The sequence below is a fragment of the Pseudovibrio axinellae genome, assembly GCF_900110875.1.
In the GTDB taxonomy this organism is placed as follows: domain Bacteria; phylum Pseudomonadota; class Alphaproteobacteria; order Rhizobiales; family Stappiaceae; genus Pseudovibrio; species Pseudovibrio axinellae.
In genome coordinates, this window is sequence record NZ_FOFM01000013.1 from 21321 (window position 1) to 47406 (window position 26086).

Here is a 26086-nt window from a genome sequence, read left to right on the forward strand (position 1 = left end):
CCCTAGCTGAGAAAGGTTGGAAGTGGGCTAAGGTAGATGCCCAGTGTTTGTTGAACCAGATACCAGACCACACCGGCAGCCAACGCTGCAACGGGGATGAGAATGACAAACCGGCGCTCGCCCAAAAGCGCAGCTCCAGCCACCAAAAAGACGACTGTCGACAACAGGAAGCCAGCGGGGCGCAGCATGAGGGCATAGGTTGCCATCAACACAAGCAGGAATATTGCCTGACCGATTTTGTATTCTTTGAGTCTGCGGTAATCGATTTCGCCGGTATCATCGCCGGACGGCTTTTTCTCAATACCCAAAACAATTGCAAGGCTTGTGATGGCAGCCAAAACCGAAATGACTTTTGGAAACGTGCTCGGCCAGATTGGATTAAACCGCATAAACGGTGGCAAACCAGCGTCCATCATAAAAAAAGCGGTGTATCCATAGCTCAGGCTCACAGCCAGAATGACGAGTGCAATCCAACGATCCAGCGCCATGTTTCCCTCCATTGGGTTGGAAAAATGGATGCACCAAAGCGGCGCATCCACCTGTTTTTATGGATTAAAGGAAGCCAAGCTTCTTCATGAGGTCGCCAATGACCTTTTCCTGTCCTTCAAGGAAGGTACGAAAATCATCACCAGAATTGTGGATGTTGACCCAGCCGTTACGCGCACGCACAGTTTCCCACTCTGGGGTGTCATACATCTTTGCAATTGCTTCTTGGTATGCGGTCAGCTTGTCTTGCGGCAGACCAGGTGCTGCAAAGAAACCACGCCAGTTTACGAAGGTGGTGTCGATGCCCTGTTCCTTCATGGTTTGCGCCTGGTTATAGGCTGCAACACGCTCATCAGCAGTGACACCAATGATCTTCACTTCGCCCGCGTTTGCTAAGTCAATCGCCTCAGAAAAGCCCGTAGAGAGAGCAGCAATTTCGCCTGAAAGAAGAGCGGCCATTGCTTTACCACCGGCATCATATGGAATGTATTTAACCGCTGTTGCATCTTCTCCAGCAGCTTCCATCACCATTGCAGCAACAAGGTGATCCATACCCCCTGGAACAGATCCACCGCCAATAGCAGTGCCGCGTTTGTCAGCTTTGTAAGCCTCCAGTAGGTCTGCCATAGAATTGATCGGGCTGTCTTTACCAACCACAATTGCAGCATAGTCGCCGATGGTGCCAGAAACGAGTGTCAGGTCACGGAAGTTGTGCGGGAATACGCCGGTCAAAGAACGGATAACGATTGGTGTGGAGTTCACCATCAACGTTCCGTTCTGGCTTTCAGCATTCTCGATCAGGTAGCCGATGGCCTTACCGCCGCCGCCGCCAGACAGGTTTTCGAAAGAAGCTTTGCCCACCAGACCCGATTTGGTCAAGGCTTCACCGGTTCCGCGTGCGGTGCCGTCCCAGCCGCCACCAGCACCACCTGGAATGAGAAAGTGAATGCTCTCAACAACAGGTTCAGCAATTGAAGCTGTTGGCAAAGAAAAAGCCATAGCAGTAACTGCCGCAGCCGCGATCGCGCGGCGAGCCCGAATAAAACTCATTATATGTCCTCCCAATTGACAGGGGCAGCATTTGTCGCCCATGAATAGGTGAAACCACGCAAACCTGACACAAACCTGTCATATTTATTAAAAACATCCATCAAAAATGGGGGAGGCGTCCATGAGGTATCTTCTTGTAGAAGACAATGTAAAGTTGGCCGCTGCCATCATGGATCGCCTGACGATGGACGGTCATGTTGTTGATCATGCTGATAAAATAGGCGTTGCTGAAGACTTTGTTTCAACCGCTGAGTACGACATGATTCTGCTGGACATCATGCTGCCTGATGGGGATGGGCGAGAATTTCTCAGTAATCATCGCAGCAGACAGGATGAAACACCTGTCATTGTTTTGACAGCGCGATCTGAGGTTTCTGACAGGGTAGGAGTGCTTGATCTGGGAGCAGATGACTATATCACCAAACCCTTCGACTTTTCTGAGTTAGAAGCACGGTGTCGGGCGGTATGGAGACGACAGTCGGGCGGAGTTACCAATGCAAAGCGGTTCGGCGATGTGATTTTTGACTCACTGGCCGGCACGCTGAATGTTGGCAGTCAGACCGTTAGCTTACGCAACAAAGAACTCCGGTTGCTGGAAATTTTCTTTGGCGCACCAGAAGTTATTTTTTCCAAAACAAAGCTCGTTGACCGGTTATTTCCCTATGATGAGGACGTCTCAGAAAACGCAATTGAAGTGTATGTTGGCCGGTTGCGCCGCCATATTGCCAGCTCATCCGTTCAGATTATCACTGTGCGCGGATTGGGCTACCGGTTGAGCTTGGTATGACTGCCATTTCGAATGTATCGGGCTCGATCCGGCGGCGTTTGACGTTGCAATTGTTGGGCATTGCAGCGGTGCTTGCTGCCCTGCTTTTCATTATGGTTATGACCTTCGCAAAGCAGGTTGCGGAAGAGTCACAGGATAACATCCTCACCGCATCAGCAACATCCATTCTGGACAGCGCCGCTATTCAGGGCGGAGGGGTTACCGTCGATATTCCATACTCAGCTCTGTCAATGCTGGGGAATGTCAGTGATGACCGCGTGTTCTACCGCGTCACTGCAAACGGGAAATTTCTCACCGGATATAAGGGGCTTTCCGTTACAAAACCGGGCAGGAAGCAGGAAAGACACAGTTTCATGACCTCCCATTACATGGGAGAAAGTATCCGAATGGTCTCCGCGACCCGGAGACTGTCTTACGCCAGCGGGCCCGTCGAAGTGACCGTTTCGGTTGCACAAACGCTCAAACGGCAGACAGAGACGCTAGAGCGCATCTCCACCAGCGCGTTTTATCTCGGTTTTGGCTTTTTCATTGCAGCAGCTATTCTTGGCGTTTTATCAGTTCAATCTGCTGTTAAGCCTATTCAAATATTAGCAGATTCCGTCTCTCGGCGAGGCCCTCAAGACCTGCGTGCAGTGCAAGCCCCGGTCCCCGGCGAAATGGCACCCCTTGTCGTTGCCCTGAACCGGTTTATGGAGCGGCTGAAGAAGTCTTTGACCCGCTCAGAAGAGTTTATTGCAGAAGCTGCGCATCGTGTGCGGACGCCGCTGGCCGTGCTTAGAACGCAAGCTGAAATTGCCCTGCGCCGCGTGGAGCGTCCTGAAAACAGGGCCTCTTTGAAAGAGATGATCCGCGCTATTGATGAAAGCTCACGTGCAGCAGGCCAACTGCTTGATCATGCAATGGTTTCCTTCCGCACGGACCATCTGGAGGTGACCAAAATTGACCTTTTGGAGCTTGGCAGAGAAACTCTTGAACGCCACCAGCCCCTAGCCGAAATGCAGGACAAAACGCTCATCATTGAAGGTGAAACGCCGCCGCCTGTTTCCGGAGATGCAATCCTGATTCAAAATGCGCTGAGTAACATCATCGACAACGCCATCAAATATGCCCCCTTTGGTGAGGACATCAAGATAAGGATTGGCACAGAAGGACACTGGGTTGTCGTTTCCGTTTTTGATCAGGGTGAGGGGTTTAATGAAACCGATATCAAGCACTTAACAACACGGTTTTCGCGCGGCGGAAATGCAGAGAATACAATTGGCTCAGGTCTTGGACTCACGATTGCCGAAGAGGTCGTGCAAGCTCACGGCGGATACCTTAAACTCTCCAACAGAAAAAATGTAACAGGCGCATGCGTATCCTTCTACTTCCCACAATCCTGATTTCATTTGCACTCTGGCTGATGCCAGCTGTTGCCTATGAAATTGAACAGCATAAGCTTTTTCCAGCGTCTGCGGGAGGGGAAGGCCTTCGTATCATCTCCAATTCTGACAGCGACATCTTTTCGCCCTTGATTGAGGCATTCCAGCGCAAATACCCCACTGTTTCAGTTGATTATACAGTTGTCAGCAGTACCGAACTAATGAGAGCAGTTTACGAGGAAAATGCAGCTTTCGATATCGCGATATCGTCAGCTATGGACCTCCAGGTCAAGCTTGCCAATGACGGCTACACCCGCCCGCACAACTCTGAGTTTTCTGAGCTTTTGCCGGATTGGGCGCGTTGGAGAAACCACGTTTTTGCGTTCACCCAAGAGCCTGCATCGGTCGTTTACTCAAAATCCGCGTTTGAAGGTTTGGAGATACCTACCTCTCGGCAAAGCCTTATCTCCATACTGCGAAACAATGGAAGCAGGTTTAAGAACAAAGTGGGGACCTATGACATTCGCCAAAGTGGACTGGGGTTCTTATTCGCAACGCAAGATGCCCGGAACTCGGATACTTTCTGGCGCCTGAATGAAGTGATGGGAAGTTTGAATGCCAAGCTTTACTGTTGTTCTGCTGATATGATTTCGGGAATCACCACCGGAGAGCTTGCAGTGGCCTACAACGTGCTTGGCTCTTATGCACAGGCGCGGGCGGCAAAAGACCCGAACATCGGCATCTTAGCTCTGGAAGATTTCACGACTTTGATGCTGCGTTCCGCCATTATTCCAACCACTGCCGAGAACCCTGACATAGCGGGCGCTTTCATCGACCACCTCATCACCGCGTCCTGGAGTGAGGAAGGGGCAGATTACTACCCATACCCCAAGCTCAACAGAGAACGGGCCTCGCAGAGGCTCTCCTTGCGAACAATCCGTCTTGGTCCCGGCCTGCTTGTCTATCTGGATAACCTGAAACGCTCCCAATTCCTGCAGGAATGGCAAAACGCGATCATTCAGCCGTAAAAAACAGGAGGGTCTGTAAACGCATTTTGCGCCACAGCTTCTTGTTCGCCGCGGCACTCTCAATTAGACAAAGGGACGTTTTATAAAAAGCCGACCCAATCGGGCCACGTTGTTTTTTGTGGCCCGAAATTATTTTACGGAAAAACAAATGAAAAACAAACGCGTATTTCTTTTGCACGGGGCGCCAGGACATGGCGATATCTGGAAACCGATCGTGGACATGCTCCCGGCTGACCTTGAGGTTGTTTGTCCAACTCTGGAATGGTTCGGGCCAAAGACGTGGCAACGACCTGGCGAGTTGTTTTCCAGCGAGGCACATTGCGAGCAACTGGCTGAACTGCTTAACGAAAAATCCCATAAAGACAATTATGTTGCCGCATGGTCGTATTCAACGCATCCGACGCTGCTGTGCCTGCTCAACCACCCTGAACTGGTAAAAGCCGCGTTCCTGTATGAGCCTGGGCTGTCCACGTATCTTGAAAGCGCTGAGGAACTTGACGCATTTCAACACTCCGCGGCCCGCGCCTTTCCGCCCATTATTGAAGCATTGCATGAACATGGCAACGCTGCCGCTGTGAAAGCGCTGTTTGACAGTTCAGGCGGTGAGGGGTGCTTTGAAGCGATGAGCGCAAAGCGACAGGCACTTTATCAGCAAAGCGCTCAAATGATGCCGCTTCTGCTGGGCGGTGGGCAACCGCCGGCAAACATTAAAAGCTCAGACCTGAAGAAAATCACCACTCCTGTGACTGTGGGTCTTGGGAGCAAAAGTGAAGGCCACTTTGACGTTGCCTCCAAACGGGTTGCCGCATCAATTCCAAGCGCGTGCCTCCAGCTTCAGGACGGTTGCGACCACATGATGCCCGAAAAAGCACCCTCACACTTTGCAGACATGCTTAAAAACTGGCTCAATACCGCGAATTTGCGTTGAGTTTAGTGCTGACACGCGGGCACAAAATAGGTCATTCCTCTGCGCAGACCATGTATGAGGCTTGGAAGTGGATGCGCTCAACCCCCAGTATTGTTAAGCTGGGCATCTATGATTTGATTATCAATACGGTTGCTGTTTCCGTGTTGGCGATCAGTCTTCCAGTTTTGGCAAATACCAACGAAAAACAAGCGATATGGCTCGGCATTTGGCTCACTTGCTTTGCGTTTGGCACCACATTAACAACATTCATCTGCACGATTTTGGGTCAGAAAATCTCATCACTCAAGCTGTTGCAGCTCACACCTATTGGTCAGGCATTGGGGCTATCGCTTTTATTATGAATGTTTGGCGGAACCCTCATTTCAACACCTGCAGATCTTGCAGGTGTTGTTATCGCATTCGGTCTGTTCATATACGGCTCGAACTTAGGTGTCGGCAGCATGGTCGATGCAAGTGTTCTTCAAAGACTGGTGCCAGAAGTTGAACGCGGCACCGTCTTTTCTAGCTTCTCTTCCTTGCGCTATGCTGGGGTACCCATCGGGTTGACGCTAAGCGGCGCACTCCTTGAAGCCGATAACCCCACACTCCTATTCTCCCTTTTCATCACCCTCCTCTGGCACCAACGCACCCAAACGCTGAAAAAGGACTTGGAAAACAACATTCCATAATGCTGATTATCCGACTGTTACATGTCAGCGCAATACTAAACTGTCTATCCTCTGCAAACTAAAAATGTCACAGTGCTCTTACGTTGGGTTATGCCGGGGAGCGTGGCATGGGATGGGTGGTTATGAGTGAACGGGAGTTAAATCGTGTTGAAGTAATTGCGCAGGTCGTTCGCGGCGAACTGACCAATCTGGGCGCTGGCAATCTGCTGGATCTATCGGTGCGGCAGATTTCGCGACTTGTGAAGCGCTATCGGGACGAAGGTGCTGGCGGATTGCGCCATCGGGCGCGTGGCAAACGACCCAACAACCAGATTGGTGATGGCACTCGCGAGTACGCGCAACTTGTTATCAGCGAGTACTATTCTGACTTCGGCCCGACGCTGGCCGCAGAAAAGCTTGAGGAGCACCATGGCCTGAAGGTCTCCCGCGAGACGGTGCGCAAATGGATGACCGAGGCCGGAATCTGGCTGAACAAAGCGCAGCGGCGCAGGTTTCATCAGCCACGTCATCGCCGCGAAGCCTATGGCGAGCTCATCCAAATTGACGGCAGCGACCATCGCTGGTTTGAGGAGCGCGGTGATCCATGCACCCTGCTCGTCTTTGTCGATGATGCCACATCGACCCTAATGCACCTGCAGTTTGTGCCGTCCGAGAGTGCGTTTTCCTATTTTTCCGCGCTGGAGCACTATTTAGGTAAACATGGCCGTCCGGTGGCGTTTTATTCTGACAAGCACAGCGTTTTAAAGGTGGCCAATACCGAGGCCAAAGGCGGTGCTGGCATGAACCAGTTTGGCCGCGCCCTGTCAGAGCTTAACATTGAGATCCTGTGCGCCAATTCCTATCAGGCCAAGGGCCGCGTGGAACGCGCCAACCGCACGCTACAGGATCGTCTGGTCAAGGACCTGCGCCTTGCCGGGATCAGTGATAGGGAAGCTGGCAATGCGTTCCTACAAGACTTTGTGAAGCGTTTTAATGCCAGATTTGCCAAGGCCCCTGCTCGTCCGGACAATCTGCACCGGGCTCTTAATGTGGAGCCAGATCGGCTGGCCAACATCCTGTGCTGGCGCGAGAAGCGCTATGTGACCCAGCAGCTGACCGTTTCTTACAATCGCAAGATGCTCATTCTGGAACCCAATGATTTAAGCAAGAAGCTGCCGGGTAAATACGTTGATACCTACCTGTTTGCCGATGGCCGCGTGCAACTGCGCTGGCAAGGCAGGGTGCTGCCGCACAAGGTGTTTGACAAAGACCAACGTGTCACCCACACAGCTGTAACCGAGAACAAACGTTTGGGTGAAGTGTTGGCCTTTGTGAAGAAGGAGCAAGAAGCAGCTCCTCCCCGCGTGAAGGTCAAAAGCTCATCTGACAAAGGCTGCTATGAGAAGCGGGAGCGCAAGCCCGGGCGACCAAGACGCTCTCAAGGAGCTGGACGCAGCCGTGCAGAGACTCTGACTATCTTGGAGGAGTTCAGAACAAAGCATACCAAACCGAAGACGTAAGGATGAGTTACTGACCTTCTCTTTCAAGTTGTGTTCTGGTTGCTTAAAGCCCAAATCTACCAAGTTTGCTAGCTACGAATTCGCGCGATTTCCCCAAGTTGGTTCGCCAGGAAATCAAACACAGCTCTAATCCGTGGGCTAGTTTGAAGTTCTTTGTGTGTAACAAGCCAAATTGGATATTCGAACGAAGGTGCTTCAGCGAACACTTTTTCGACCATCGGTTCAACTTCGCCCAAGACTTCGGGCAACATTGAAACCCCGTGACCAACCTTTACCATTTCCCAGGTGACCATGCTGGAATCTGGTTGAATTGCAAAGTTCTCGGCTCGAAGTGGAATACCAAGGTTATGCATTGAAGCAATCAAGTGTTCCGGATCCGGAACCCCAATAAAGGTGTGGTCAGCCACCTCACGCAATGAGCGAGGTCGCCCTTCTTTGTCAAGATAAGCACATGAAGCGTATAAATTGGCTCGTAAGTCCCCGACGTGCCGCGTAATGTGCTCCGGTTCGGTCGGCTGCATGTGCCGGATAGATATATCTGCCTCACGCCGCATTAGGTTCAAAATATTATTCGACTCTTTTATGCGAATTGTGATGCCCGGCGCACTTTCCCGCAGCGAAGATAGAATGCCTGGCAGTATCGCCGCAGACATAAGATCTGTTGCTGCTAAAACAACCTCTCCAGATACTTCCTGTGACTGACGATCCGCTACCATGGAAATGAGGGTCGCGGCCTCTCCCATCATTTGAGCATGGTCCAGCAGTTCTTGCCCGGCCGCTGTCAGCGTTTGCCCCCTTACATTACTTTCCAACAAACTTACGCCTAGCGATGCCTCAAGAGCAGACAGTTGCCTACTTATCGTTGGCTGGGTTGTGTTTAGCACACGTGCTGCAGCGCTGAATGAGCCCTCTTTGGCGGTTGCTAGAAATGCTCTCAGTTGGTTCCAATCGAAGGATATTGCCTGCCAGTTCATATATTACCGTATACCAAACCAACAAAATTAGTCAATTTACCTAATATTGGTGTATACTTATTATACCTCGGAAAGGGATGTTTTGTCGCTGACCGATTACGGTACGCAATTGAAACCTTCAGCGTCACGACAAAGAACCTGCCTATGATTGCTCGCCAATCTGGTGAGAAACACACCGCCAAAATTTAACAGAGCTAACGGACTCACACAGTTATATGCCTAACCGTTTCATCGTGAAAACCACCCCAGTTTTTGTAAAACAGATAGATTGCAATATGAGTAAATCGAAGGAATTTTGGGACAAATCCGCCGGCAATTATGACAAGACTGAGGAACGATTTGAGTTCATTCATAGAAGGGTCAGGGAAAACGCAAAAAAACACCTCAAGGATACCGATGTTGTTTTGGACTATGGATGTGGGACAGGCACTACCGCCTGCGAACTTTCCAGCCATGTGAAAGAAATTCACGCGATTGATATCTCGTCGAGAATGGTTGAAATCGCTGAAGGTAAAGCGATCACTAGCAACATAGAAAATGTAAACTTCGCACAGGGCGACATCTTTGATGAAAGATACCAGCAAAGGTCTTTTGACGTAATTCTGGCTTTCAATATGCTGCACACAGTTCCTGATCCCCAGAGAGTTGTGCAGAGAATACTTGAGTTATTGAAGCCTGGCGGATTATTTATTTCTGTTACGCCTTGTTTAGCGGGGAAAATGTCGTTCCTGGTTGGCCTTCAGATTTTGCTTATGCGGGTGCTGCTAAAGACTGGAATAATCCCAGTGCCGATAAGAAGGTTGATAAGTTCCGATCTAGACGAATTGGTTTCGGCCGAGAATTTTCAGATTATTGACACTGAAAACGTTTATAAAGGAGCGTCCAGTTATTTTTCGGTAGCAAGAAAGACAACCAAATCAGTTGCTGCCGCTGGAAATTGATAATGTCAGCTGCGTCCGCACTGCTGCCGCTGGCGAAGTGCTGGAGCGTGATCTGCACGGTTGGCAAGTTCATCCTCCTCAAGCCCCCTCAGCAGTGCCCTTCACCTTCTGGCGCTGTTGTCCTTAGATAGATTGAGGTCGTCGTCCTCTAGGACCAGAGCGCTTATGCAAGGTACAACACCGTGCCCTTCATTACCTCAGGAAGGACACTTCCGATTTGCATCATACCGGCAACTTCTGCTTGGTTGCAGCAATTGATCTGGCGTGCGGTACCTTTTGGACGAGAGAATACTGTTATCGCTGACTAGCTGTTGTTCTAAAGTCATAAATCATATTAATAATCTCTTCTAATAATAATATCTTCTTATCTAGCGATTGCTCAGGGTATGCGAACTGATCCAATAACTGAGCTGCTTTATGATCTCGAGATCCTATTTCTGGCAAGCGTTCTTTCGATGGCGGAACCCACAATCGCCGTACGGAAAAGTAATCAGCTACGTAACCAGGCATTTTTTCATTCAAAGTGAAATTTTCGGAAAAAGCATCCAGTTTTGCAATTGCCGATAAACTGTTCAATTGGTAATACGCAGCTCGTTTTCGTTCCTCTACTTCCTTGGCCTGCAAGGGCGGTTTACCCAGTTTTTCAACATCCTTGAAAACGCCCTTTGTTGCCGGCCAGTTCCGCTTTGCTCACAGAGTACTTTGGCCTGACGCCACAACATCACACAGTGATCAGAGTTCCTACCCCACCAATTCAGTGTATCCTCAATTGTAACAAAGGTAATCTCGAATACTGTGTTTTGGTAGTACTCTGAAGTCTGTTCAAAGCCCTCTTCTAAGATTTCGAGCAGGTCAACATCGCTATCCGGACGAGCGCGATCCCGGGCATATGATCAGAACAAAATAACAGCTTCAATTCTTTCAGGTTCGTGAAGCCGCCGAACCACCTCCAAAGCTATCTGACCAATCATTTCGACCTTTTCAAACGGGGTAGTTGCACGTCCAGTCATCATGAGGTCGCTTTCAATGCGTTTGGAGCTTAACCCCCTCAAACTGCTCTGAGAAACACAAGTTTGGGAGCCACAAAGATTTACAACACTTGGGCAGATCCACCGTGTTGCAAATGATTGTTATGGACTCCAATGAATCTCAGTTTATATTCTATTTAATGCTCGCATTGATTGCAGAGGCTTCGCACTCAGATTTTCAGAACATAAACTATAAGGTTAGATACGGTTGGCTTCATCCTTTAAGAGCAACAGCTGCATGTCTGGTTATGAATGGACCGATGCATCTCGAAGTAACGATATGTATTTCTAATTGTCTACGCTGCTGCGATCAACTGTGTCTACCCAGCGAGCCGGTACTTCAGCAGCCTTGTTGACCAGAAGATTTGTGACTACCGAGACCACCTATCCGCGCAGAAAATACGTAAGAAACGCAAATCCTTTCGCGGAAAAACGGACGTCAATAACGGAGCTTCGGTGTGATGTGTTAAGGAGGTGCAGCTAGGTTTGTGCATTGCGGTTTTTGTTAGTGCTCGGTTCTTCATCACTGATAAAAAGTTATCAACGCCCCCTTCACGATGCAATGCTGATTCAGTACTGGGATAAGTGTCATGAAGCGCAATTATTTCTCTGAAACATCAGTATTTGAGAATAAACATGCCCTTAAATCTGCTCCTATTTGAACGTCACAAGCATGAAAAACCAATCGGAAATCTCGTTAAGTATATCATTTGGAGCGTCTAGATTTAAGCCGTGACAAAATGAATAGATGGCCTGCCCTACACTTCCCTCATAAATCCAAGATGTATTCATCGCCTGAAATTGAATTTATATGGACCTTGGTGTAACACTTAATTATCTATATACAGCACTTACATGATTGAACAGATAATTATACGTACATTATAGCAATGTATACGATAAATACTATTGCAATACTTCCGATAGGTTATATCACGTAGCAAATACGAATAATATCTTCTTGACAGTCACTTCTTTATGTAATCATATGACGTTACTATCGTTTGATAGGAAGTAAAGATGAGGATTTGGTCATGAGCTGGCCGGTATTGGTTCTTAGGTCTTGCAATAGAAAGAGCTTGGCGTGGTATACGCAAGATGTTCGTCTTGCCTATGACTTCCCGAGCACCTGCGTATAAGTCAACACGCCATCAATCCCTAAAAAATTGAATGAAGCGCGCCCATTCTACTTGGGGTCAAGGGAGAGTTGCATCTCATCCTGTAACTTTACTTGAGAAATACGACCTCATGACACGGTCGTAAGCCGAGGAAGTGCGTTCCCACATTCAACTCTGGCAGCTGTTGCACAAAGCAATTCAATTTCGAAATCAGCATGCCTGCGATCTCAGGCTAATGATCACTCCCGCGCGATAAGGTTGGAGAGCGACCGACCCTGCGCGTCTCGTTATCAAGGACGAACACCATGAAACGTATTCCAGAACCGTTCCGCATCAAAATGGTTGAGCCAATCAAAATGACCAACAAAGCAGAGCGTACCGCTGCGCTGGCAGAAGCTGGTTACAACCCATTTTTGCTGAAAAGTGACGATGTATACATCGATCTGCTGACTGACTCTGGCACCGGCGCTATGTCTGACAACCAGTGGGCTGGCATGATGCTGGGAGATGAATCCTACGCCGGTTCGCGTAACTTCTTCAGCCTGAAGAATGCGATGCAGCATTTCTTCAATTACGAATACCTGATCCCCACCCACCAAGGCCGCGGGGCTGAACAGATCCTGTTCCCCTGTCTCATCAATCGCATGAAGGAAGTGCGCGGCGGTGAGAACCCAGTATTCATCTCAAACTTCCACTTCGACACCACGGCTGCACACGTTGAGTTAAATGGCGGTAAGGCCGTTAACGTGTGCACAGAAAAAGCTTTTGACACAGTCACTTATTACGATTGGAAAGGTGATTTTGATCTCGTCAAGCTGGAAACTGAAATCGAAAAAGCAGGTTCCAAAAACGTTGCAGCGATTATCACAACTGTGACCTGCAACAGCTCCGGCGGTCAGCCAGTTTCCATGGCGAACATGCGTGCAGTCTACGAAATTGCCAAGAAACACGACATCCCTGTTGTTATTGATTCCGCTCGCTACTGCGAAAACGCATATTTCATCAAGCAGCGCGAAGAAGGCTATGCGGATAAGTCCATCACCGACATCATCCGCGAAATGTACTCCTACGGCGACATGCTCACCATGTCCGCCAAAAAAGATGCAATCGTCAACATCGGCGGCATGCTAGCAATCCGCGAAAAATCAGAGCTCTTCCAAGCCGCTCAAACTCTATGCGTCCCACTAGAAGGCTTCGTCACCTATGGCGGCCTAGCTGGCCGCGACATGGAAGCCCTCGCCCGTGGTCTACATGAGGGAGCGGATGAGGACTTCTTGCACTACCGCATTTCTCAGGTTGAGTATTTGGGTGAACGCCTACGTGAGGGTGGTGTTCCGATCCAGTATCCAACGGGTGGTCATGCAGTCTTCGTAGATGCTCGCAAGATCTTACCGCACATTCCAGGAGATCAATTCCCGGCGCAGGCCCTATGTAACGCACTTTATCTGGAATCTGGTGTTCGACCAGTAGAAATCGGCTCTTTCTTACTTGGCCGCGACCCGGCAACAGGAAGGCAGAAAGATGCTCCGCTTGAGCTGATGCGTCTGGCAATTCCACGCCGTGTATACACCAACGACCATATGGACTACATCGCCGATGCTTTGATCGAAGTCTCTAAAAACGCAGGCGATATCAAAGGCTTCGAGTTTGAGTACGAGCCACCAGTGCTTCGTCACTTTACTGCACGACTAAAGCCAATTAGCTAATTGATTGCAAGGGAGGCGCTGCGCGGTGCCTCCCCTTTCCTCACGGATATACAAAAACTACTTCACGGGAGAGAAGTAAATGTCTGAGGGTACCAAACAAGGCGGACTGGCCTATACCGCTGAAAAAACAGGCCCTTCGTTCCTGGGAGGAGCGATGATTATCGCAGGCACCGCCGTTGGTGCCGGTATGTTCTCTGTACCAACCGTTAGCGCTGGTATGTGGAGCATCTGGGCGATTTTCGCACTGGCGTTTACATGGTTTTGCATGCTGCACTCTGGCATGATGATCTTAGAAACGAACTTAAATTACCCGGTCGGCTCCAGTTTCGACACCATGGTAAAAGACACCCTTGGGACAGGGTGGAACACCATCAACAATATTGCAGTGGCCTTTGTTGGTTATATCTTATGTTATGCCTACATTTCCGGTGGTGGGTCCATCGTCGTGCATACGCTAGAAGCCACAGTGGGTGTAGCACCGCCACAGATGCTCGCTGGTCTCATGTTCGCGATCGGCCTTGCTTTGTTCGTTTGGTGGTCTACCAAGGCGGTTGACCGTATTACAACCGTTCTAATTGGCGGCATGATCATCACATTTTTCATGTCAGTTGCTGGCTACACCTTCAACATGAAAGCTGCAATTTTCTTTGATAGCGAGAGCGCTCTTGGGATGGGCAGCTACTTCCCCTATCTGTTTGCAGCCCTGCCTTTCTGCCTTGCCTCATTCGGCTATCATCACAACGTGCCGAGCCTGATGAAGTACTACGGCAAAGACCCGAAGAAAATCGTCATGTGCCTTGGTACAGGCACTTTGATTGCACTGGTACTTTACATTGTCTGGCTGTTTGCCACATTGGGCAATATCTCAAGGGCTGACTTTGGCCCGATCATCGAGCAAGGGGGCAATATTGGCGTATTGGTGGAAGCACTTGGCCAAGCTGTAGAAAATACGTCCGCATCAAACATGCTATCGGCATTTGGTAACCTCGCTGTTGCTAGCTCCTTCCTTGGGGTGGCCCTTGGCCTCTTCGATTTTCTCGCGGATTTTCTGAAGTTTGATGACAGCCAGACAGGGCGGGCGAAAACCGCTGCGGTGACCTTCGTACCACCACTCATTGGCGGCATCTTTTTCCCTGATGGTTTCATCATGGCAATTGGTTATGCCGGTCTTGCCGCAACAGTCTGGACCGCCATCGTACCAGCTCTGATGGTACGTATAAGCCGCAAGAAGTTTGGAAACCCTCGGTTCCGTGTCTGGGGCGGCGAACCACTTGTGTGGGTCATCTTTAGCTTCGGCGTTCTGGTTGCTGTCAGCCACGCTCTTGGCATGTTCAACGCACTTCCGGTCTACCCATAAGCTCAACAACTCGCTTTACGCTCTGCTGGGGCTCTCAACGGAGAGCCTCAGTTTCCAAAAAGGAATTTGAAATGCAAGGCATACTCTCCATCCAATCACATGTCACATACGGTCATGCCGGGAACAGTTGTGCAGTATTTCCAATGCAACGTATGGGGCATGAAGTGTGGGCGATCAATACGGTCCAGTTTTCCAACCACACACAGCACCCACAAGGTTGGACTGGACAGGCCCATGATGCCAGACAAATATCTGAAATATTTGAAGGTTTGGCGAAGCTAAAGGCTCTGTCCCAGATCAAGGGCATTGTGACAGGTTATCTGGGCGGTCCCTCCCACTGCGATGTCATCGTCGATATTGTTCAAGAGGTGCGCCGTCATAACCCTGAGTGTCTCTATTTCTGTGATCCCGTCATGGGAGCACCAGATAAGGGATGCATTGTTAGCGAAGGTGTTGCCGAGTTGTTGGTGAACAAAGTTATGCCAATCGCTGACGTTATCGTACCAAATCAATTTGAGCTTTCTCAGTTCATTGGAGAGCCGATTGAAACACTGGAACAGGCGAGCCAAGCCTGTCTGAAAGCAATGGCCAAAGGCCCGAAATTGGTCCTTGCCAAACACCTGCACAGCGTTTCACAGGATGCTTTCACCATGATGCTAAGCAGTGAAAATGAAAATTATCTGGCACAGCGCCCTCACCTTGCGTTTGAACGGCAACCGGTTGGCGTTGGTGACTTGATCACATCTGTATTTGCGGCTGGTTATCTGAATGGCCTTTCTGAAGTAGAAGCATTTAAGCATTGCAACAACGCTGTATACGGCGTGTTGAAGGTCACGCAGGAAAAAGGTGAGTGGGAGCTACAAACCATTGCTGCTCAACAAGAATTCACCTCTCCAACTGGTCAGTTCGACCTAACACACCTTTAACACAGGAAAAACAATGACTGCTATCGATACCTCCAAAGCACCTGCAGCGATCGGCCCGTACGTACAGGGCGTAAAACTTGGCCAGATGATCATCACGTCAGGCCAGCTGCCAATCAATCCTGAAACTAGTGAGATACCAGCAGATGTTGCAGAGCAAACTCTTCAGTCTTTAAAGAATGGCCTTGCGATCGTTGAGGAAGCAGGCCTTGCAGCAAAGAACATTGTGAAAACAACCGTTTTCGTTAAAGATCTCAATGACTTTGGCCGCGTTAACGAAGTCTATGGAAAATTCTTTGATGAGAACAACGCCCCTTATCCAGCGCGCTCCTGCGTGGAGGTCGCGCGCCTGCCTAAGGATGCTCTTGTAGAAATTGAAATGATTGCCTGCCCATAACAGGGTGGGATTTCCCCAGCAATGCTCGTGGTCCAACGCGAGCATTGCCCTCATACCCATAAATGGCGCGCTTATGACCAGCCATTGGACAAACTCCCCAAAATCTCTAGATTTATAGTGCGCTAAAAAGACAACGGTCAAATACAGCGGCTACTCAGCGCGCTGCAAATGCTGCACTCTCGCTGTGTGCGAACATGTTCACATATATCCGGCTGGCTGGGGTTATTGTCTATATTCTCCTTGATGTTAATGCAGGGCGGATGTTCAGAAATTCCAGGCCACGGCCCAAGTGCTTACCAGGTGGAGACGGCAACCACTCAATCTGGCGGGCAAGCGCTGAACTATGTCATGCTGGATGTGGATGTTCCCACGGTTCAACACCTTTCCAACTATGCAAGTAGCTTGCCGCCCAAAGAGTTTCTGATGGGCAAAGGGAAACGAGGTACGATCCGCGTTGGTGTTGGTGACCATCTTTCAGTTGGTATTTGGGAGTCGATCCCAGACGGACTTTTCTCAACGATCGGGCAAAAACGAACGGAGCTGGCACTTATTGTCGACGATACGGGACAGATCTACGTGCCTTATGCAGGCGAAATCAGCGTTGAAAATAACACAATTTCTGAAGTTCGCGAGAAGATCCTCGAACGTCTACAAGGAAAGGCAGTAGACCCGCAAGTGGTTGTAAACCTTTTGGCAAATGGGTCGCATAAGGTCGTTGTGATCGGTGATGTCGCGCGCCCCGGACAGTTTCGCGTGCATGAAGATGGCCTAAGTCTTGTAGAGGTCATCTCAGAGGCAGGGGGGACACGTAACCCTGATTATGAAACGTTTGTAACGGTTGTTCGCGGGGATAAGAAATTCAGATTTGAACTGGACGAACTTCCTGAACAACCCGCCAACAATATTTGGCTGCTCCCAAAAGATATTGTCTCTATCACGCACAAACCAAGGTCCTTCACGGTGTTTGGTGCGGTTGTCTCTCGGCGGAAATACGATTTCCCCTCATCACGCCTGAACCTTTCAGAAGCCATTGGAATGTCAGGTGGTTTGCACGATGGAACGGCAGATGCAACTGGCGTTTTTCTATTTAGGTTTGAAGACCGCCCAAAGATGATGCCGCTACTTCCGATTGAGGAACAGCACCTGGACTTCCCAACTGTCCCCGTTGTTTACCGGCTCAACCTCAAGGAACCGAGCGGGTTGTTCTTAACGCAAGCGTTTGAAGTAAAAGACAAAGACGTCATCTATGTCGCCAACTCATCCGTGTCTGAATTCAACAAATTCGTTAGTATCCTCGTCTCCCCGGTGACGGGCACATTGCGCTCGGGCGTTGCCTTAGCGGGTGTTCCGTGAGATCGAGTCTCGGCTTAAAATCAAGCTGGGATACGAGGTGCTCAGGCACATTGAAGTTGGCTAAGCACGTTGCATATTATTATGTTCAGCGCGCGGTATACTTGCGCACCAACACCGAAAACACACCTGCGAATTCAAACAATTAGATCAGTCTACCTTTGTGTTTTCGTCCAATATATCCTTTAATGACCGGACACAACACTCATCGGTCTGTGCCATGCCAACATCTTCAAAACCGAAACCCAACAGCCTCGGGTTAAGCGTGTAAGGACGGCCGCAACCGGCATGAACTTCAGTGAAGTCAGCAGCTTGCAGGATTGGCCTCAGTGTTTGTGGATTAACACCAGACCCCGGCATGACTGAAAGGCGACCGGCTGCGGCGCGATGCATGGCAGCCAAGTTTTCAAGACCATCGACTGCTTTTAGAGCACCGCCAGAACTGAGGATGCGTTCAAATCCGAGGTCGACGGCAAGGTGTGTCGCCTCGATCAGGTCAGGCGCAAGATCGATCGCCCGGTGCAGGGTGACTCCCAGACCTGAAGCGTGATCTATTAGCATTTCCAATAGGTTATGATCGAGGGTATCATCGGATTGACTTGCGCCCAGAACAACGCCGGATAAATTGGTATTACGAACCACATCGATCTCTCGCTTCATCTGGTCCACCTCTTGCGGGGAAAAAACGAAGTTACCCCCGCGTGGGCGGATCATGACATAGACCGGAACAGGTGCATTTTTCGCCAGTTCGATCAGGCCCATGGACGGGGTCAGACCACCCATGGCAAGGCAGCAGCACAGCTCTATGCGGTCCGCGCCTCCAGCAATGGCGGCATTGAGACCAGCGATATTATCGACGCAAACTTCCAGCTTCATGGCAAAGCCTCCACACGAGCGGTATGCATATCTTCGGCAAGAATAGCCTTGTGTTTCTCCGCTTTTTCAAGCTCAGGGGTCCAAACCCAGTAGTTGATTTCTTCCTCACAACCAACATTCACCACACGGTGATTGCCCGCCGCATCGATCGCGTGGATGACCACGCCACCAATGTAACCGCTCTTGAGTTCCTGCAGTTCAGTGATAGCCAGACGCAACGCTTCATCAAGCCCCATGCCCAGTTTCAGCGCAAGCACGATCGTACGGGCGGAGCTGCAGCGCATGGTCATCTCGCCGGTATGGGTGCACGCTGCGGCGCCATAGCGGCTATCAGCATAAAAACCGGCGCCGGGTATTGGAGAATCCCCAACACGCCCCGGGTATTTCCATGCCCATCCAGAGGTTGAAGTCGCGGTGCAAATGTTATTTCGGTTGTCTTTACAAAGGAATACAGTGGTGTCACGAACCTTCTCCGGGTCCGTGATTGCTTTTGTGAGCGGCGCGAGGGCGGTATTGGGAAACTGCGCCTTTTGCTCCGCGCTCATCACCTTTTCCAGCTTGCGCCACCACACCTGTTTGCTGTGCTCCAGCAGCACCGGGTCCTTGTCAAAACCCAGTTCATCGGCATAGCGGCGGGCACCTTCGCCAACGAGCATGGTGTGGGGCAGGTTATCAAGCACAGCTTTTGCCAAGCGCGTGACTTCCAGCGTCATCGGTACAGCCGCGACAGCGCCATAATCACGCGTGGTACCATCCATAACACTGGCATCAAACTCCATATTCCCCAGCAGGTTGGGCCATCCGCCATAACCGACACTGCGTATCTTGGTTTCTGCTTCTACAAGGGAAAGCCCGGGCACAAGCGCATCAAGGCCATGTGCCCCTGTTTGTAGGTGCTCAGCCGTTTTGCCAATGCCAGGCCAACTTTCAGAATTACCAAGTACAATCATCACGTCTTTCCGTGCGCACTAAAAACTTATGAGAGAATAAATTAGTGCAACTGTTTGACCGTGCATGTCTCCTGTCAATGCTACCAATCTTAACTGAGGCGCTCAGGAGCTGGCATTTCAAAACATTCTTCATCAATAAGCGATTGAAATAAAACTGCTATTTACTAAAATAATTGGTATTTTCAGAAGCTGTGGGCGTTTGCGTTGTTTTGTGCGTTGCTTTGCGTTTCTTCGTGTTTTTCAACGTTGAATTGGATGAAGCAAATTTGACGTTTTTCCCTCTGATTCCGAAATCCAGGAGCTCTGGCGACATCTGCCGCTTTCAGTTCTGCTCATGAATTAAAATGGGCAAGAGGAATAACCGATCATCAAATCCCAGCTCGCTCGGCTCTATCCTGCACCGTCTACTTGGGCGGCCATTGGTTGGGGCACTATGTCCCCTCCCGAGCCGCGGTCGTTGCACGCACAATCAGTTCCACCGGTAACACCGTGTGGCTTGCCTGTTCGTCTTTCTGCTCCTTTTGCAAAGCACAGGTCAGGAGTTTTGCAGCTTCGCACCCCACCGCAAAACGCGGTTGCCGAATGGTGGTCAAACCTGGCGTGAAGTAATGGGCAATCTCAATATCATCAAAACCAACGACGGAAACATCATCTGGCACGGCATAACCAAGGCGGGTGAGTTCGGCGATAAAGCCAAAGGCCATTTGGTCGCTCATGCAGAACATGGCGGTTGGCCGCACGGGCAAAGCAGCCCAGTCTTGCGCTGCTTTGGCTCCTGAGTCCAAAGTGAAGTCTCCAGACAGAGCCCAGTGTGCTGGTAAGTTTAGGCCGGCCTGATGCAGCGCTGCTAGCGCACCATCTTTGCGGCTACCCGTAAGCGGGTTTTGCTGCGGTCCAAGAACGAAGCCGATATCTGTATGGCCGAGCGCCAGCAGGTGTTCGACAGCAAGTCTGCCACCGCTTTCGTTATCAACCCGCACACCAGAACCGTCTGCTTGACTGTTCCACTCACATGCATAAACCACAGGAGAGCGGCTTCCGCCCGCCGTTGCGTGCGGGACGATGATGCGCCCATCAAGCACAATCAGTCCATCGGCTTGTTTCATGTAAAGGAATTCAAGCATCTGCGCAGGTTCAAAACCAATTTGCTGACTGTCGACAACGATGAGACTCAGCCCTTCCTTGGAAAGTTCAGATGCCATGCCGGAAAGGATTTGGGAGAAAAATGGATTTCCAAGGTCGGGAATCAGGGCTGCGATGACACCAGAACGTTGCTTGCGCAGGTTTCGCGCTGTCTGGTTTATACGGTATCCGGTTTGCCGCACAGCATCCAACACGGCACTCCGGGTTGCCTCGCTCACCTGTTCCGGCTTGCTCAACGCCCTGCTCACCGTTGCAGTAGAAACACCTGCTACAATTGCTACATCTTTGATTTTTATTGTCTTATTAGTCATTTGCTTCCAGTTTTTAGAGATCGCAAATCGAGCATTGAAAAAAGGTTGACAGGTTAATAAATCAGCACCTAAATTGAAAATGTAATCGATTACAAGTCACTTCTGCAAGATCAGAATTACATCAGGTTTACCTATGAATTGTTTGTTGTATGCATTCAAGACCTGACTTTGGTGGCAGTTTTTTGAAGGATCGACGCGCTCACTCGCGCACTCATAAAATCAGCTGGGGGAGTTACGATGAAATCGTCAATTCAGCTTTACTGTGCCCGCAACTTTCAGCCTTGGGGAGAGGTCCTGAAAACCGTCGGGGGTCTTGGTTACAAAGAGGTTGAGGGCTTTGAGGGATGTTTTGAAGATGTTCCAGCTCTTGCCGTCAGTTTAAGCGACAACGGTTTGACAATGCCAAGTGCGCACTTTGGCATCGAGAGCTTGGAAACCGAGCCCGGCAAATGCTTTGAAACCGCCAGAGCACTCAAAATAACCTTCATCATTGCCCCCTATCTGGCCGAAGAAGACCGCCCGCAAACCAAAGCAGACTGGATCACTTTTGCGCACCGCCTCGCCCGTTTGGGGGATGCTGTAAAAGCTGAAGGTTTTGACTTTGGCTGGCACAACCACGATTTTGAGTTTCATGCGCTTGAAGATGGCACACTGCCAATGGATCTCATCCTGACACACGCGCCCAATATCGCATGGGAAGCTGACATCGCCTGGATCGCTAAGGGCGGGCAAAACCCCATGGACTGGATCGGTAAATACGGGGACCGCATTCGTGCTGTGCATTTGAAAGACATTGCACCAGATGGCCAGTGTGCTGATGAGGATGGCTGGACAGACCTTGGCTTTGGTACATTGCCATGGGCCGCATTGCTGGATGCAGTGCACACCAGCACCAACGCCACAATAATGGTGATGGAACATGACAACCCAAGCGACTTTAAGCGTTTTGCCCGTCGCTCGTTAACCACCTTTGAGCAGATGGAGAGTGTAGGATGAGCGAGAGCCTGGGTGTCGGTATCATCGGGTGCGGGAACATATCACAGACTTATCTGGAACTTGCCCCGCTGTTCAAATTCATCACCATGCGTGCCGTTGCAGATATGCGCCCAAAGGCAGCGCAAACACGCGCCGAAGAATATGGTTTGCGCGCCCAAAGCGTCAACGACTTGCTTGCAGCTGATGACATAGACATTATCGTAAACCTGACAATTCCAGCCGCGCATTTTGAGGTCTCAAAACGCATTTTGGAGGCGGGCAAACATGTCTACTCTGAAAAGCCTTTTGTTTTATCAGTGCAAGAAGGGCAAGAGCTGGCACGCATTGCACAAGAAAAGGGCCTGCGCATTGGTTCTGCTCCAGATACGTTCTTTGGTGGCTCTCATCAGCTTGCGCGGCACATCATCGACAGCGACCGCATTGGCACCGTGCACAGCGGCACATGCCATGTGATGAGCAACGGCATGGAAAGCTGGCACCCGGACCCGGATTTCTTCTTTAAACCCGGCGGCGGGCCGGTTCTGGACCTTGGCCCCTATTACATCACCAACCTGGTGCAACTGCTTGGCCCCGTAAAACGCGTTGCGGCGCTGACGTCGATGGCAAAGGATGTAAGAACCATCACCTCTCAGCCCCGGTTTGGCGAGCAGATCACCGTGGAGACACCGACGAGTGTTCATGCGCTCTTGCAGTTTGAAAATGGCAGCACCATCACGCTTGGTGCCAGCTGGGATGTGCAGCACCATAAGCATAGCAACATGGAGCTTTATGGCACTGAAGGCACGCTGTATGTGCCCGATCCCAACTTCTTCAGTGGTGAGGTAAGTATGCATGGACCGGGCGGTGACGAGGTCGCACTTCCAATCTGGCATCACCCCCTTGGCATAGACAATCAAACCGATGGGTCAGCTCAAAGCCAAGCCAATTACAGAACAGCAGGACTGGCCGAAATGGCGCAGGCCATTTTGTCAGAGGTCCCTCAACGGTGCTCTAACGAACTGGCTTTGCATGTGGTGGATGTGATGGTGTCGATCTTGCACTCTGGCGAGACGGGCAGTTTCATTGACCTGGCAACCACCTGCACGCGCCCTGAGGCGTTAGATGCTAAAACAGCAGCCGCGCTGATGGCCCAGCCTGAAGCGGTGAACGCTTAACCCAGCAAAGGAAGAAACGATGGCTCGACGCATGAAAGGTGCCGGAATTTTCCTCGCCCAGTTTGCTGGAGATACAGCCCCCTTTGACACTTTAGACAATATAACTCAGTGGGCAGGCTCACTGGGTTATGGCGGTGTGCAAGTGCCCGTTGGGGACCCTCAGTTTATCGACCTCAACAAAGCTGCCACCTCTCGCGATTACTGCGATGAAGTGCGCGGGATCTGCTCACAGAACGGGGTCGAGATTACAGAGCTGTCCACCCATACATTGGGGCAACTGATTGCGGTTCATCCTGCCTATGACGAGTTGTTTGATGCCTTTGCTCCCGATGCGGTCAAGGGTAACCCACAAGCGCGCCGGGCCTGGGCAAGCGAGCAGATGGTTTTGGCTGCAAAGGCAGCGCGAAACCTTGGGCTTGATGGCACGGTTTCGTTTACCGGGTCACTGGCGTTTCCTTACCTGTACCCCTGGCCACAGCGCCCAGAAGGATTGATCGACAGCGCGTTTGAGGAACTGGCCCGCCGCTGGCGACCAATCCTGGATGTGTATGAGAACAACGGCGTTGATGTTGGCTTTGAAATACACCCCGGCGAGGATGTGTTTGACGGCGTAACCTTCGAGATGTTCCTGGAAAAGCTCAATGGTCATGCCAGATGCATGATCAACTACGACCCCTCGCACTTTTTGCTTCAGCAACTGGACTATCTGGCATTCATCGACATCTACCATGAGCGCGTTTCCGCATTTCATGTCAAAGATGCAGAGTTCCGCCCGTCAGGTCGTCAAGGGGTGTACTCTGGCTATCAAGGCTGGGCCGAACGCGCTGGCAGGTTCCGCTCCCTTGGCGATGGGCAGGTGGACTTTCCGGCAATCTTTTCCAAACTGACACAATACGGCTATGAGGGCTGGGCGGTGCTGGAATGGGAGTGTGCGCTAAAATCTCCAGAACAAGGGGCTGCCGAGGGGGCTGATTTCATCAAGACCCATATGATACAGCCCACAGACCGGGCATTTGACGACTTTGCAGGCACACAGCGCGACGATGCCATGGTGCGCCGCACATTAGGGCTGCAAGCAGAAAAGCTCCCCACCTAAACAGCCGGTGCAAGCCCCGCTTAGCGGGGCGCTTTATAACGACCAACTGACCCGAATGCGCTCACGAACATCACGCAGACGAGCGATTGTTTCATTGGCATAAACAAGACGCAGATATCGCCCGGCGATTGCATTGCTGCCCCACCCTGTTGTTGCAGTCGCGGCTATGCCTCCCTTTGTGAGCAACAGCTGTGAAGCGTCCTCCGGTTCCAGATCAAGTGTTTTACAATCTAAAAGCAGCGACCACCCTCCTTGCGGACAAACCACTGGTAAGTCCTTAAGTTCCTGACATAGGAGATCCCGTCGTTGCTGCCATTCCTGCACGGCGGCCTCAACACCGTCATCTTTGGCAGTCAGTGCGGCGGCTGCACCCGGCATAGCAATACCCACCTGGCAAACCACGTTGGAGACACTGACCAAGGCCACATCCTTCATGATCGCCTCAGGTCCAACAACCCAGCCGACCCGCCAGCCAATCATGCGGTATTCTTTGGAAACACAGCCAATGGTGATCGTGCGCTCTGCCATTCCTTCAAAGCGTGCCGGATGGATGACCTCAAGGCCATCAAACAAAATGCGCTCCATCGCTGCATCATGAACAAGCCAGGCATTTGTTTTGCGCACACTCTGGCAAACCACCTGCCACTCATCCTCGTTCATTGTAAACCCAGTGGGCATGGAGGGGCTCATGCTCAAAACCACCTTGGTCTTTGGCGAAAGAGCAGCGTGGAACTGGTCGGCATCCAAACGCCACTGACCATTTTCAATTTTGAGGGGCGCAAATTTCGGTATGCCCCCCGCCAGACGGATGCGATTGACAAGACCAATGTAGACCGGGTCGGTCACGACAACTTCGTCCCCGGGTTCAAGTAATGCCAGCAAAACATTCAACACGCCGCTTAAACCACCCGCGCTGATTACACACTGGTCTTGCCAACGGTAGGGAACCCCCGTGGTGTCCTGCATGCGTTGGCACACAGCCTCTCGAAGTCCTTCATGCCCCAAAAACGGGAGGTAACTATTGGCCTGGTCACACGTCACAGCACTCAGTGTTGCCATTCGCGCCTCGTGCGGCGGGGGAATGTCTGTATCAAGGTTTTCGAGCCGTAAAACCTCCCCGCTTTTCAACTTATCAGCCGCATTGCTTATACGGTCTACTCCAATTCCCTCGATGTATTTTAAGCGCGAAACCGACATTCTTTGACCTCCCAACTCAAGTTGGATACAATAGCTATAATTGGATACATAAATTGAATGCTCGTCAACCCAGTACGACAAAGGGGCGTTTGGCGCGGGAAGGGTTCGTCATGAACAAGGGCGGCGTGCGTAAACGTACCGGCGATCAATCCCGGTTCATTGCGCAGGATCTGAGGGAAAAGATTATTCAGGCACAGTTGCTGCCAGAGGCAGTCTTGCGGCAGGAAACACTGGCAGCCGATTACGGTGTCAGCCGCATGCCCGTGCGCGAGGCTTTGCAGATCCTTCAAAAAGAGGGATGGGTCGACATTGTTCCCAACGCCGGCACGGTCATCACGGCCCTCAATATTGCAGAACTCACCGAGGTTTACGAAATGCGCGCAGCGCTTGAGGTTCTGGCTCTAAGTAAAGCCCTGCCAGAAATCAGCAACAGCCAACTGGAGGCTGCAAAAGCCATTCTCGAGCAAGCACAACAGGCACCGCGTAGTGCCTTTGGTGAGCTTAACCATGCCTTTCACAACGCCCTTTACGCACCATGTAAGCGCCCGCGTCTCTTGGCGCAGATCGGTGCACTGGCGACCATCTCACAGCGCTACTTGCACACGGCCGCAATTCAGCTGGATTATGAGCAGCAATCACATCACGAGCACCAACGCCTGCTTGAGTTATGCTTTGACCGCGATATCCAAGCGGCCACACTGTGTTTGCGTCAACATATAGAAACTGCTGGTAAAGCTTTGGCAGCGCAGCTCTAAAAGCCAA

The 26086-nt window shown here is 50.8% G+C and carries 25 protein-coding genes and 1 pseudogene; 17 read left to right on the top strand and 9 right to left on the bottom strand.

The features are described from left to right. Nucleotides 1–2: 2 nt before the first annotated feature. On the bottom strand, nt 3–488 hold the full coding sequence (locus BMZ51_RS19810) for a tripartite tricarboxylate transporter TctB family protein (protein ID WP_068006953.1): 486 nt from the start codon (nt 486–488) through the stop codon (nt 3–5). A gap of 64 nt (nt 489–552) precedes the next feature. Further along, on the bottom strand, nt 553–1536 hold the full coding sequence (locus BMZ51_RS19815; protein WP_068006950.1) for a tripartite tricarboxylate transporter substrate binding protein: 984 nt from the start codon (nt 1534–1536) through the stop codon (nt 553–555). A gap of 121 nt (nt 1537–1657) precedes the next feature. Here BMZ51_RS19815 and BMZ51_RS19820 point away from each other — a divergent pair, with 121 nt between their 5' ends. From BMZ51_RS19820 to BMZ51_RS19850, 7 genes are all read left to right on the top strand, one after another. Then, on the top strand, nt 1658–2323 hold the full coding sequence (locus tag BMZ51_RS19820; RefSeq protein WP_068006947.1) for a response regulator transcription factor: 666 nt from the start codon (nt 1658–1660) through the stop codon (nt 2321–2323). After that, the gene (locus BMZ51_RS19825) at nt 2320–3705 is read left to right on the top strand and encodes a sensor histidine kinase (protein ID WP_068006942.1); all 1386 of its coding nucleotides are present in this window, start codon (nt 2320–2322) and stop codon (nt 3703–3705) included. The genes BMZ51_RS19820 and BMZ51_RS19825 overlap by 4 nt, the downstream gene beginning before the upstream one ends. Then, a complete protein-coding gene (locus tag BMZ51_RS19830; RefSeq protein ID WP_068006940.1) occupies nt 3675–4712 on the top strand; it encodes an ABC transporter substrate-binding protein in 1038 nt (345 codons plus the stop codon). The genes BMZ51_RS19825 and BMZ51_RS19830 overlap by 31 nt, the downstream gene beginning before the upstream one ends. 148 nt (nt 4713–4860) lie before the next feature. Further along, a complete protein-coding gene (locus BMZ51_RS19835) occupies nt 4861–5640 on the top strand; it encodes an alpha/beta fold hydrolase (RefSeq protein ID WP_068006938.1) in 780 nt (259 codons plus the stop codon). Then, a complete protein-coding gene (locus BMZ51_RS19840) occupies nt 5637–5981 on the top strand; it encodes a hypothetical protein (RefSeq protein ID WP_139201431.1) in 345 nt (114 codons plus the stop codon). The genes BMZ51_RS19835 and BMZ51_RS19840 overlap by 4 nt, the downstream gene beginning before the upstream one ends. Beyond that, nucleotides 5982–6308 carry an MFS transporter gene (locus BMZ51_RS19845; RefSeq protein WP_068006932.1) on the top strand — a complete coding sequence of 109 codons (327 nt, stop codon included), beginning with the start codon at nt 5982–5984 and terminating at the stop codon, nt 6306–6308. 107 nt (nt 6309–6415) lie between these two features. After that, the gene (locus tag BMZ51_RS19850) at nt 6416–7807 is read left to right on the top strand and encodes an ISNCY family transposase (RefSeq protein ID WP_068006928.1); all 1392 of its coding nucleotides are present in this window, start codon (nt 6416–6418) and stop codon (nt 7805–7807) included. A gap of 68 nt (nt 7808–7875) precedes the next feature. On the opposite strand, the gene BMZ51_RS19855 is transcribed toward BMZ51_RS19850, so the two are convergent. Then, nucleotides 7876–8781 carry a LysR family transcriptional regulator gene (locus BMZ51_RS19855; protein ID WP_068006925.1) on the bottom strand — a complete coding sequence of 302 codons (906 nt, stop codon included), beginning with the start codon at nt 8779–8781 and terminating at the stop codon, nt 7876–7878. A 275-nt stretch (nt 8782–9056) separates the two neighbouring features. On the opposite strand from BMZ51_RS19855, the gene BMZ51_RS19860 reads away from it, so the two are divergent. Continuing rightward, nucleotides 9057–9722 carry a class I SAM-dependent methyltransferase gene (locus BMZ51_RS19860; RefSeq protein ID WP_068007010.1) on the top strand — a complete coding sequence of 222 codons (666 nt, stop codon included), beginning with the start codon at nt 9057–9059 and terminating at the stop codon, nt 9720–9722. A gap of 294 nt (nt 9723–10016) precedes the next feature. Here BMZ51_RS19860 and BMZ51_RS19865 read toward each other — a convergent pair whose 3' ends face one another. Continuing rightward, complete coding sequence (locus BMZ51_RS19865; RefSeq protein WP_068006923.1) at nt 10017–10346, bottom strand: hypothetical protein; 330 nt, start codon at nt 10344–10346, stop codon at nt 10017–10019. Further along, nucleotides 10328–10603 (bottom strand): annotated as a pseudogene (locus tag BMZ51_RS24790) (hypothetical protein); the annotation flags it as partial. The gene BMZ51_RS19865 and the pseudogene BMZ51_RS24790, both read right to left, overlap by 19 nt. A gap of 1570 nt (nt 10604–12173) precedes the next feature. Here BMZ51_RS24790 and BMZ51_RS19870 point away from each other — a divergent pair. The 5 genes from BMZ51_RS19870 to BMZ51_RS19890 all read left to right on the top strand — a co-directional run bounded on the left by BMZ51_RS19870 (nt 12174) and on the right by BMZ51_RS19890 (nt 17604). Continuing rightward, nucleotides 12174–13574: a tryptophanase gene (locus BMZ51_RS19870; RefSeq protein WP_068006919.1), complete on the top strand. Its 1401-nt coding sequence runs from the start codon at nt 12174–12176 to the stop codon at nt 13572–13574. A 79-nt stretch (nt 13575–13653) separates the two neighbouring features. Beyond that, nucleotides 13654–14931: a tryptophan permease gene (gene mtr, locus BMZ51_RS19875; protein WP_068006917.1), complete on the top strand. Its 1278-nt coding sequence runs from the start codon at nt 13654–13656 to the stop codon at nt 14929–14931. Nucleotides 14932–15002: 71 nt separating this feature from the next. Continuing rightward, entirely contained in the window at nt 15003–15857 is an 855-nt protein-coding gene (pdxY, locus tag BMZ51_RS19880; protein WP_068006913.1) for a pyridoxal kinase PdxY, read from the top strand. 13 nt (nt 15858–15870) lie between these two features. Next, complete coding sequence (locus tag BMZ51_RS19885; protein WP_068006911.1) at nt 15871–16251, top strand: RidA family protein; 381 nt, start codon at nt 15871–15873, stop codon at nt 16249–16251. 225 nt (nt 16252–16476) lie between these two features. Beyond that, entirely contained in the window at nt 16477–17604 is a 1128-nt protein-coding gene (locus BMZ51_RS19890; RefSeq protein ID WP_208979592.1) for a polysaccharide biosynthesis/export family protein, read from the top strand. Between the two features lie 147 nt (nt 17605–17751). On the opposite strand, the gene BMZ51_RS19895 is transcribed toward BMZ51_RS19890, so the two are convergent. From BMZ51_RS19895 to BMZ51_RS19905, 3 genes are all read right to left on the bottom strand, one after another. Beyond that, nucleotides 17752–18477: a copper homeostasis protein CutC gene (locus BMZ51_RS19895; RefSeq protein WP_068006910.1), complete on the bottom strand. Its 726-nt coding sequence runs from the start codon at nt 18475–18477 to the stop codon at nt 17752–17754. Continuing rightward, nucleotides 18474–19427 carry a glycosylasparaginase gene (locus BMZ51_RS19900; protein ID WP_068006908.1) on the bottom strand — a complete coding sequence of 318 codons (954 nt, stop codon included), beginning with the start codon at nt 19425–19427 and terminating at the stop codon, nt 18474–18476. Before BMZ51_RS19900 ends, BMZ51_RS19895 begins: the two co-directional genes overlap by 4 nt. Nucleotides 19428–19858: 431 nt before the next feature. Beyond that, nucleotides 19859–20881 carry a LacI family DNA-binding transcriptional regulator gene (locus tag BMZ51_RS19905; RefSeq protein WP_074882262.1) on the bottom strand — a complete coding sequence of 341 codons (1023 nt, stop codon included), beginning with the start codon at nt 20879–20881 and terminating at the stop codon, nt 19859–19861. Nucleotides 20882–21118: 237 nt separating this feature from the next. On the opposite strand from BMZ51_RS19905, the gene BMZ51_RS19910 reads away from it, so the two are divergent. The 3 genes from BMZ51_RS19910 to BMZ51_RS19920 are packed head-to-tail and all read left to right on the top strand — an operon-like array spanning nt 21119 to nt 24127. Continuing rightward, the gene (locus tag BMZ51_RS19910; protein WP_068005305.1) at nt 21119–21877 is read left to right on the top strand and encodes a sugar phosphate isomerase/epimerase family protein; all 759 of its coding nucleotides are present in this window, start codon (nt 21119–21121) and stop codon (nt 21875–21877) included. Continuing rightward, complete coding sequence (locus BMZ51_RS19915) at nt 21874–23031, top strand: Gfo/Idh/MocA family protein (RefSeq protein ID WP_068005307.1); 1158 nt, start codon at nt 21874–21876, stop codon at nt 23029–23031. The genes BMZ51_RS19910 and BMZ51_RS19915 overlap by 4 nt, the downstream gene beginning before the upstream one ends. A gap of 19 nt (nt 23032–23050) precedes the next feature. Then, on the top strand, nt 23051–24127 hold the full coding sequence (locus BMZ51_RS19920; protein WP_068005308.1) for a sugar phosphate isomerase/epimerase family protein: 1077 nt from the start codon (nt 23051–23053) through the stop codon (nt 24125–24127). A gap of 33 nt (nt 24128–24160) precedes the next feature. Here BMZ51_RS19920 and BMZ51_RS19925 read toward each other — a convergent pair whose 3' ends face one another. Then, nucleotides 24161–25324, bottom strand: a complete 1164-nt coding sequence (locus BMZ51_RS19925) for a pyridoxal phosphate-dependent aminotransferase (RefSeq protein ID WP_068005310.1) — start codon at nt 25322–25324, stop codon at nt 24161–24163. 53 nt (nt 25325–25377) lie between these two features. On the opposite strand from BMZ51_RS19925, the gene BMZ51_RS19930 reads away from it, so the two are divergent. Beyond that, on the top strand, nt 25378–26079 hold the full coding sequence (locus BMZ51_RS19930) for a GntR family transcriptional regulator (RefSeq protein ID WP_244271372.1): 702 nt from the start codon (nt 25378–25380) through the stop codon (nt 26077–26079). Nucleotides 26080–26086: the final 7 nt, after the last annotated feature.

What these genes read in the sequence shown, in the direction of transcription:
- BMZ51_RS19870 (WP_068006919.1), top strand. Translation starts at nt 12,174, where the DNA reads ATGAAACGTATTCCAGAACCGTTCCGCATCAAAATGGTTGAGCCAATC.
- BMZ51_RS19900 (WP_068006908.1), bottom strand. Translation starts at nt 19,427, where the DNA reads ATGATTGTACTTGGTAATTCTGAAAGTTGGCCTGGCATTGGCAAAACG.
- BMZ51_RS19825 (WP_068006942.1), top strand. Translation starts at nt 2,320, where the DNA reads ATGACTGCCATTTCGAATGTATCGGGCTCGATCCGGCGGCGTTTGACG.
- BMZ51_RS19860 (WP_068007010.1), top strand. Translation starts at nt 9,057, where the DNA reads ATGAGTAAATCGAAGGAATTTTGGGACAAATCCGCCGGCAATTATGAC.
- BMZ51_RS19885 (WP_068006911.1), top strand. Translation starts at nt 15,871, where the DNA reads ATGACTGCTATCGATACCTCCAAAGCACCTGCAGCGATCGGCCCGTAC.
- BMZ51_RS19850 (WP_068006928.1), top strand. Translation starts at nt 6,416, where the DNA reads ATGGGATGGGTGGTTATGAGTGAACGGGAGTTAAATCGTGTTGAAGTA.
- BMZ51_RS19925 (WP_068005310.1), bottom strand. Translation starts at nt 25,324, where the DNA reads ATGTCGGTTTCGCGCTTAAAATACATCGAGGGAATTGGAGTAGACCGT.
- BMZ51_RS19915 (WP_068005307.1), top strand. Translation starts at nt 21,874, where the DNA reads ATGAGCGAGAGCCTGGGTGTCGGTATCATCGGGTGCGGGAACATATCA.
- mtr (WP_068006917.1), top strand. Translation starts at nt 13,654, where the DNA reads ATGTCTGAGGGTACCAAACAAGGCGGACTGGCCTATACCGCTGAAAAA.
- BMZ51_RS19820 (WP_068006947.1), top strand. Translation starts at nt 1,658, where the DNA reads ATGAGGTATCTTCTTGTAGAAGACAATGTAAAGTTGGCCGCTGCCATC.
- BMZ51_RS19855 (WP_068006925.1), bottom strand. Translation starts at nt 8,781, where the DNA reads ATGAACTGGCAGGCAATATCCTTCGATTGGAACCAACTGAGAGCATTT.
- BMZ51_RS19895 (WP_068006910.1), bottom strand. Translation starts at nt 18,477, where the DNA reads ATGAAGCTGGAAGTTTGCGTCGATAATATCGCTGGTCTCAATGCCGCC.
- BMZ51_RS19830 (WP_068006940.1), top strand. Translation starts at nt 3,675, where the DNA reads ATGCGTATCCTTCTACTTCCCACAATCCTGATTTCATTTGCACTCTGG.
- BMZ51_RS19815 (WP_068006950.1), bottom strand. Translation starts at nt 1,536, where the DNA reads ATGAGTTTTATTCGGGCTCGCCGCGCGATCGCGGCTGCGGCAGTTACT.
- BMZ51_RS19905 (WP_074882262.1), bottom strand. Translation starts at nt 20,881, where the DNA reads ATGACTAATAAGACAATAAAAATCAAAGATGTAGCAATTGTAGCAGGT.
- BMZ51_RS19920 (WP_068005308.1), top strand. Translation starts at nt 23,051, where the DNA reads ATGGCTCGACGCATGAAAGGTGCCGGAATTTTCCTCGCCCAGTTTGCT.
- pdxY (WP_068006913.1), top strand. Translation starts at nt 15,003, where the DNA reads ATGCAAGGCATACTCTCCATCCAATCACATGTCACATACGGTCATGCC.
- BMZ51_RS19835 (WP_068006938.1), top strand. Translation starts at nt 4,861, where the DNA reads ATGAAAAACAAACGCGTATTTCTTTTGCACGGGGCGCCAGGACATGGC.
- BMZ51_RS19845 (WP_068006932.1), top strand. Translation starts at nt 5,982, where the DNA reads ATGTTTGGCGGAACCCTCATTTCAACACCTGCAGATCTTGCAGGTGTT.
- BMZ51_RS19910 (WP_068005305.1), top strand. Translation starts at nt 21,119, where the DNA reads ATGAAATCGTCAATTCAGCTTTACTGTGCCCGCAACTTTCAGCCTTGG.
- BMZ51_RS19810 (WP_068006953.1), bottom strand. Translation starts at nt 488, where the DNA reads ATGGCGCTGGATCGTTGGATTGCACTCGTCATTCTGGCTGTGAGCCTG.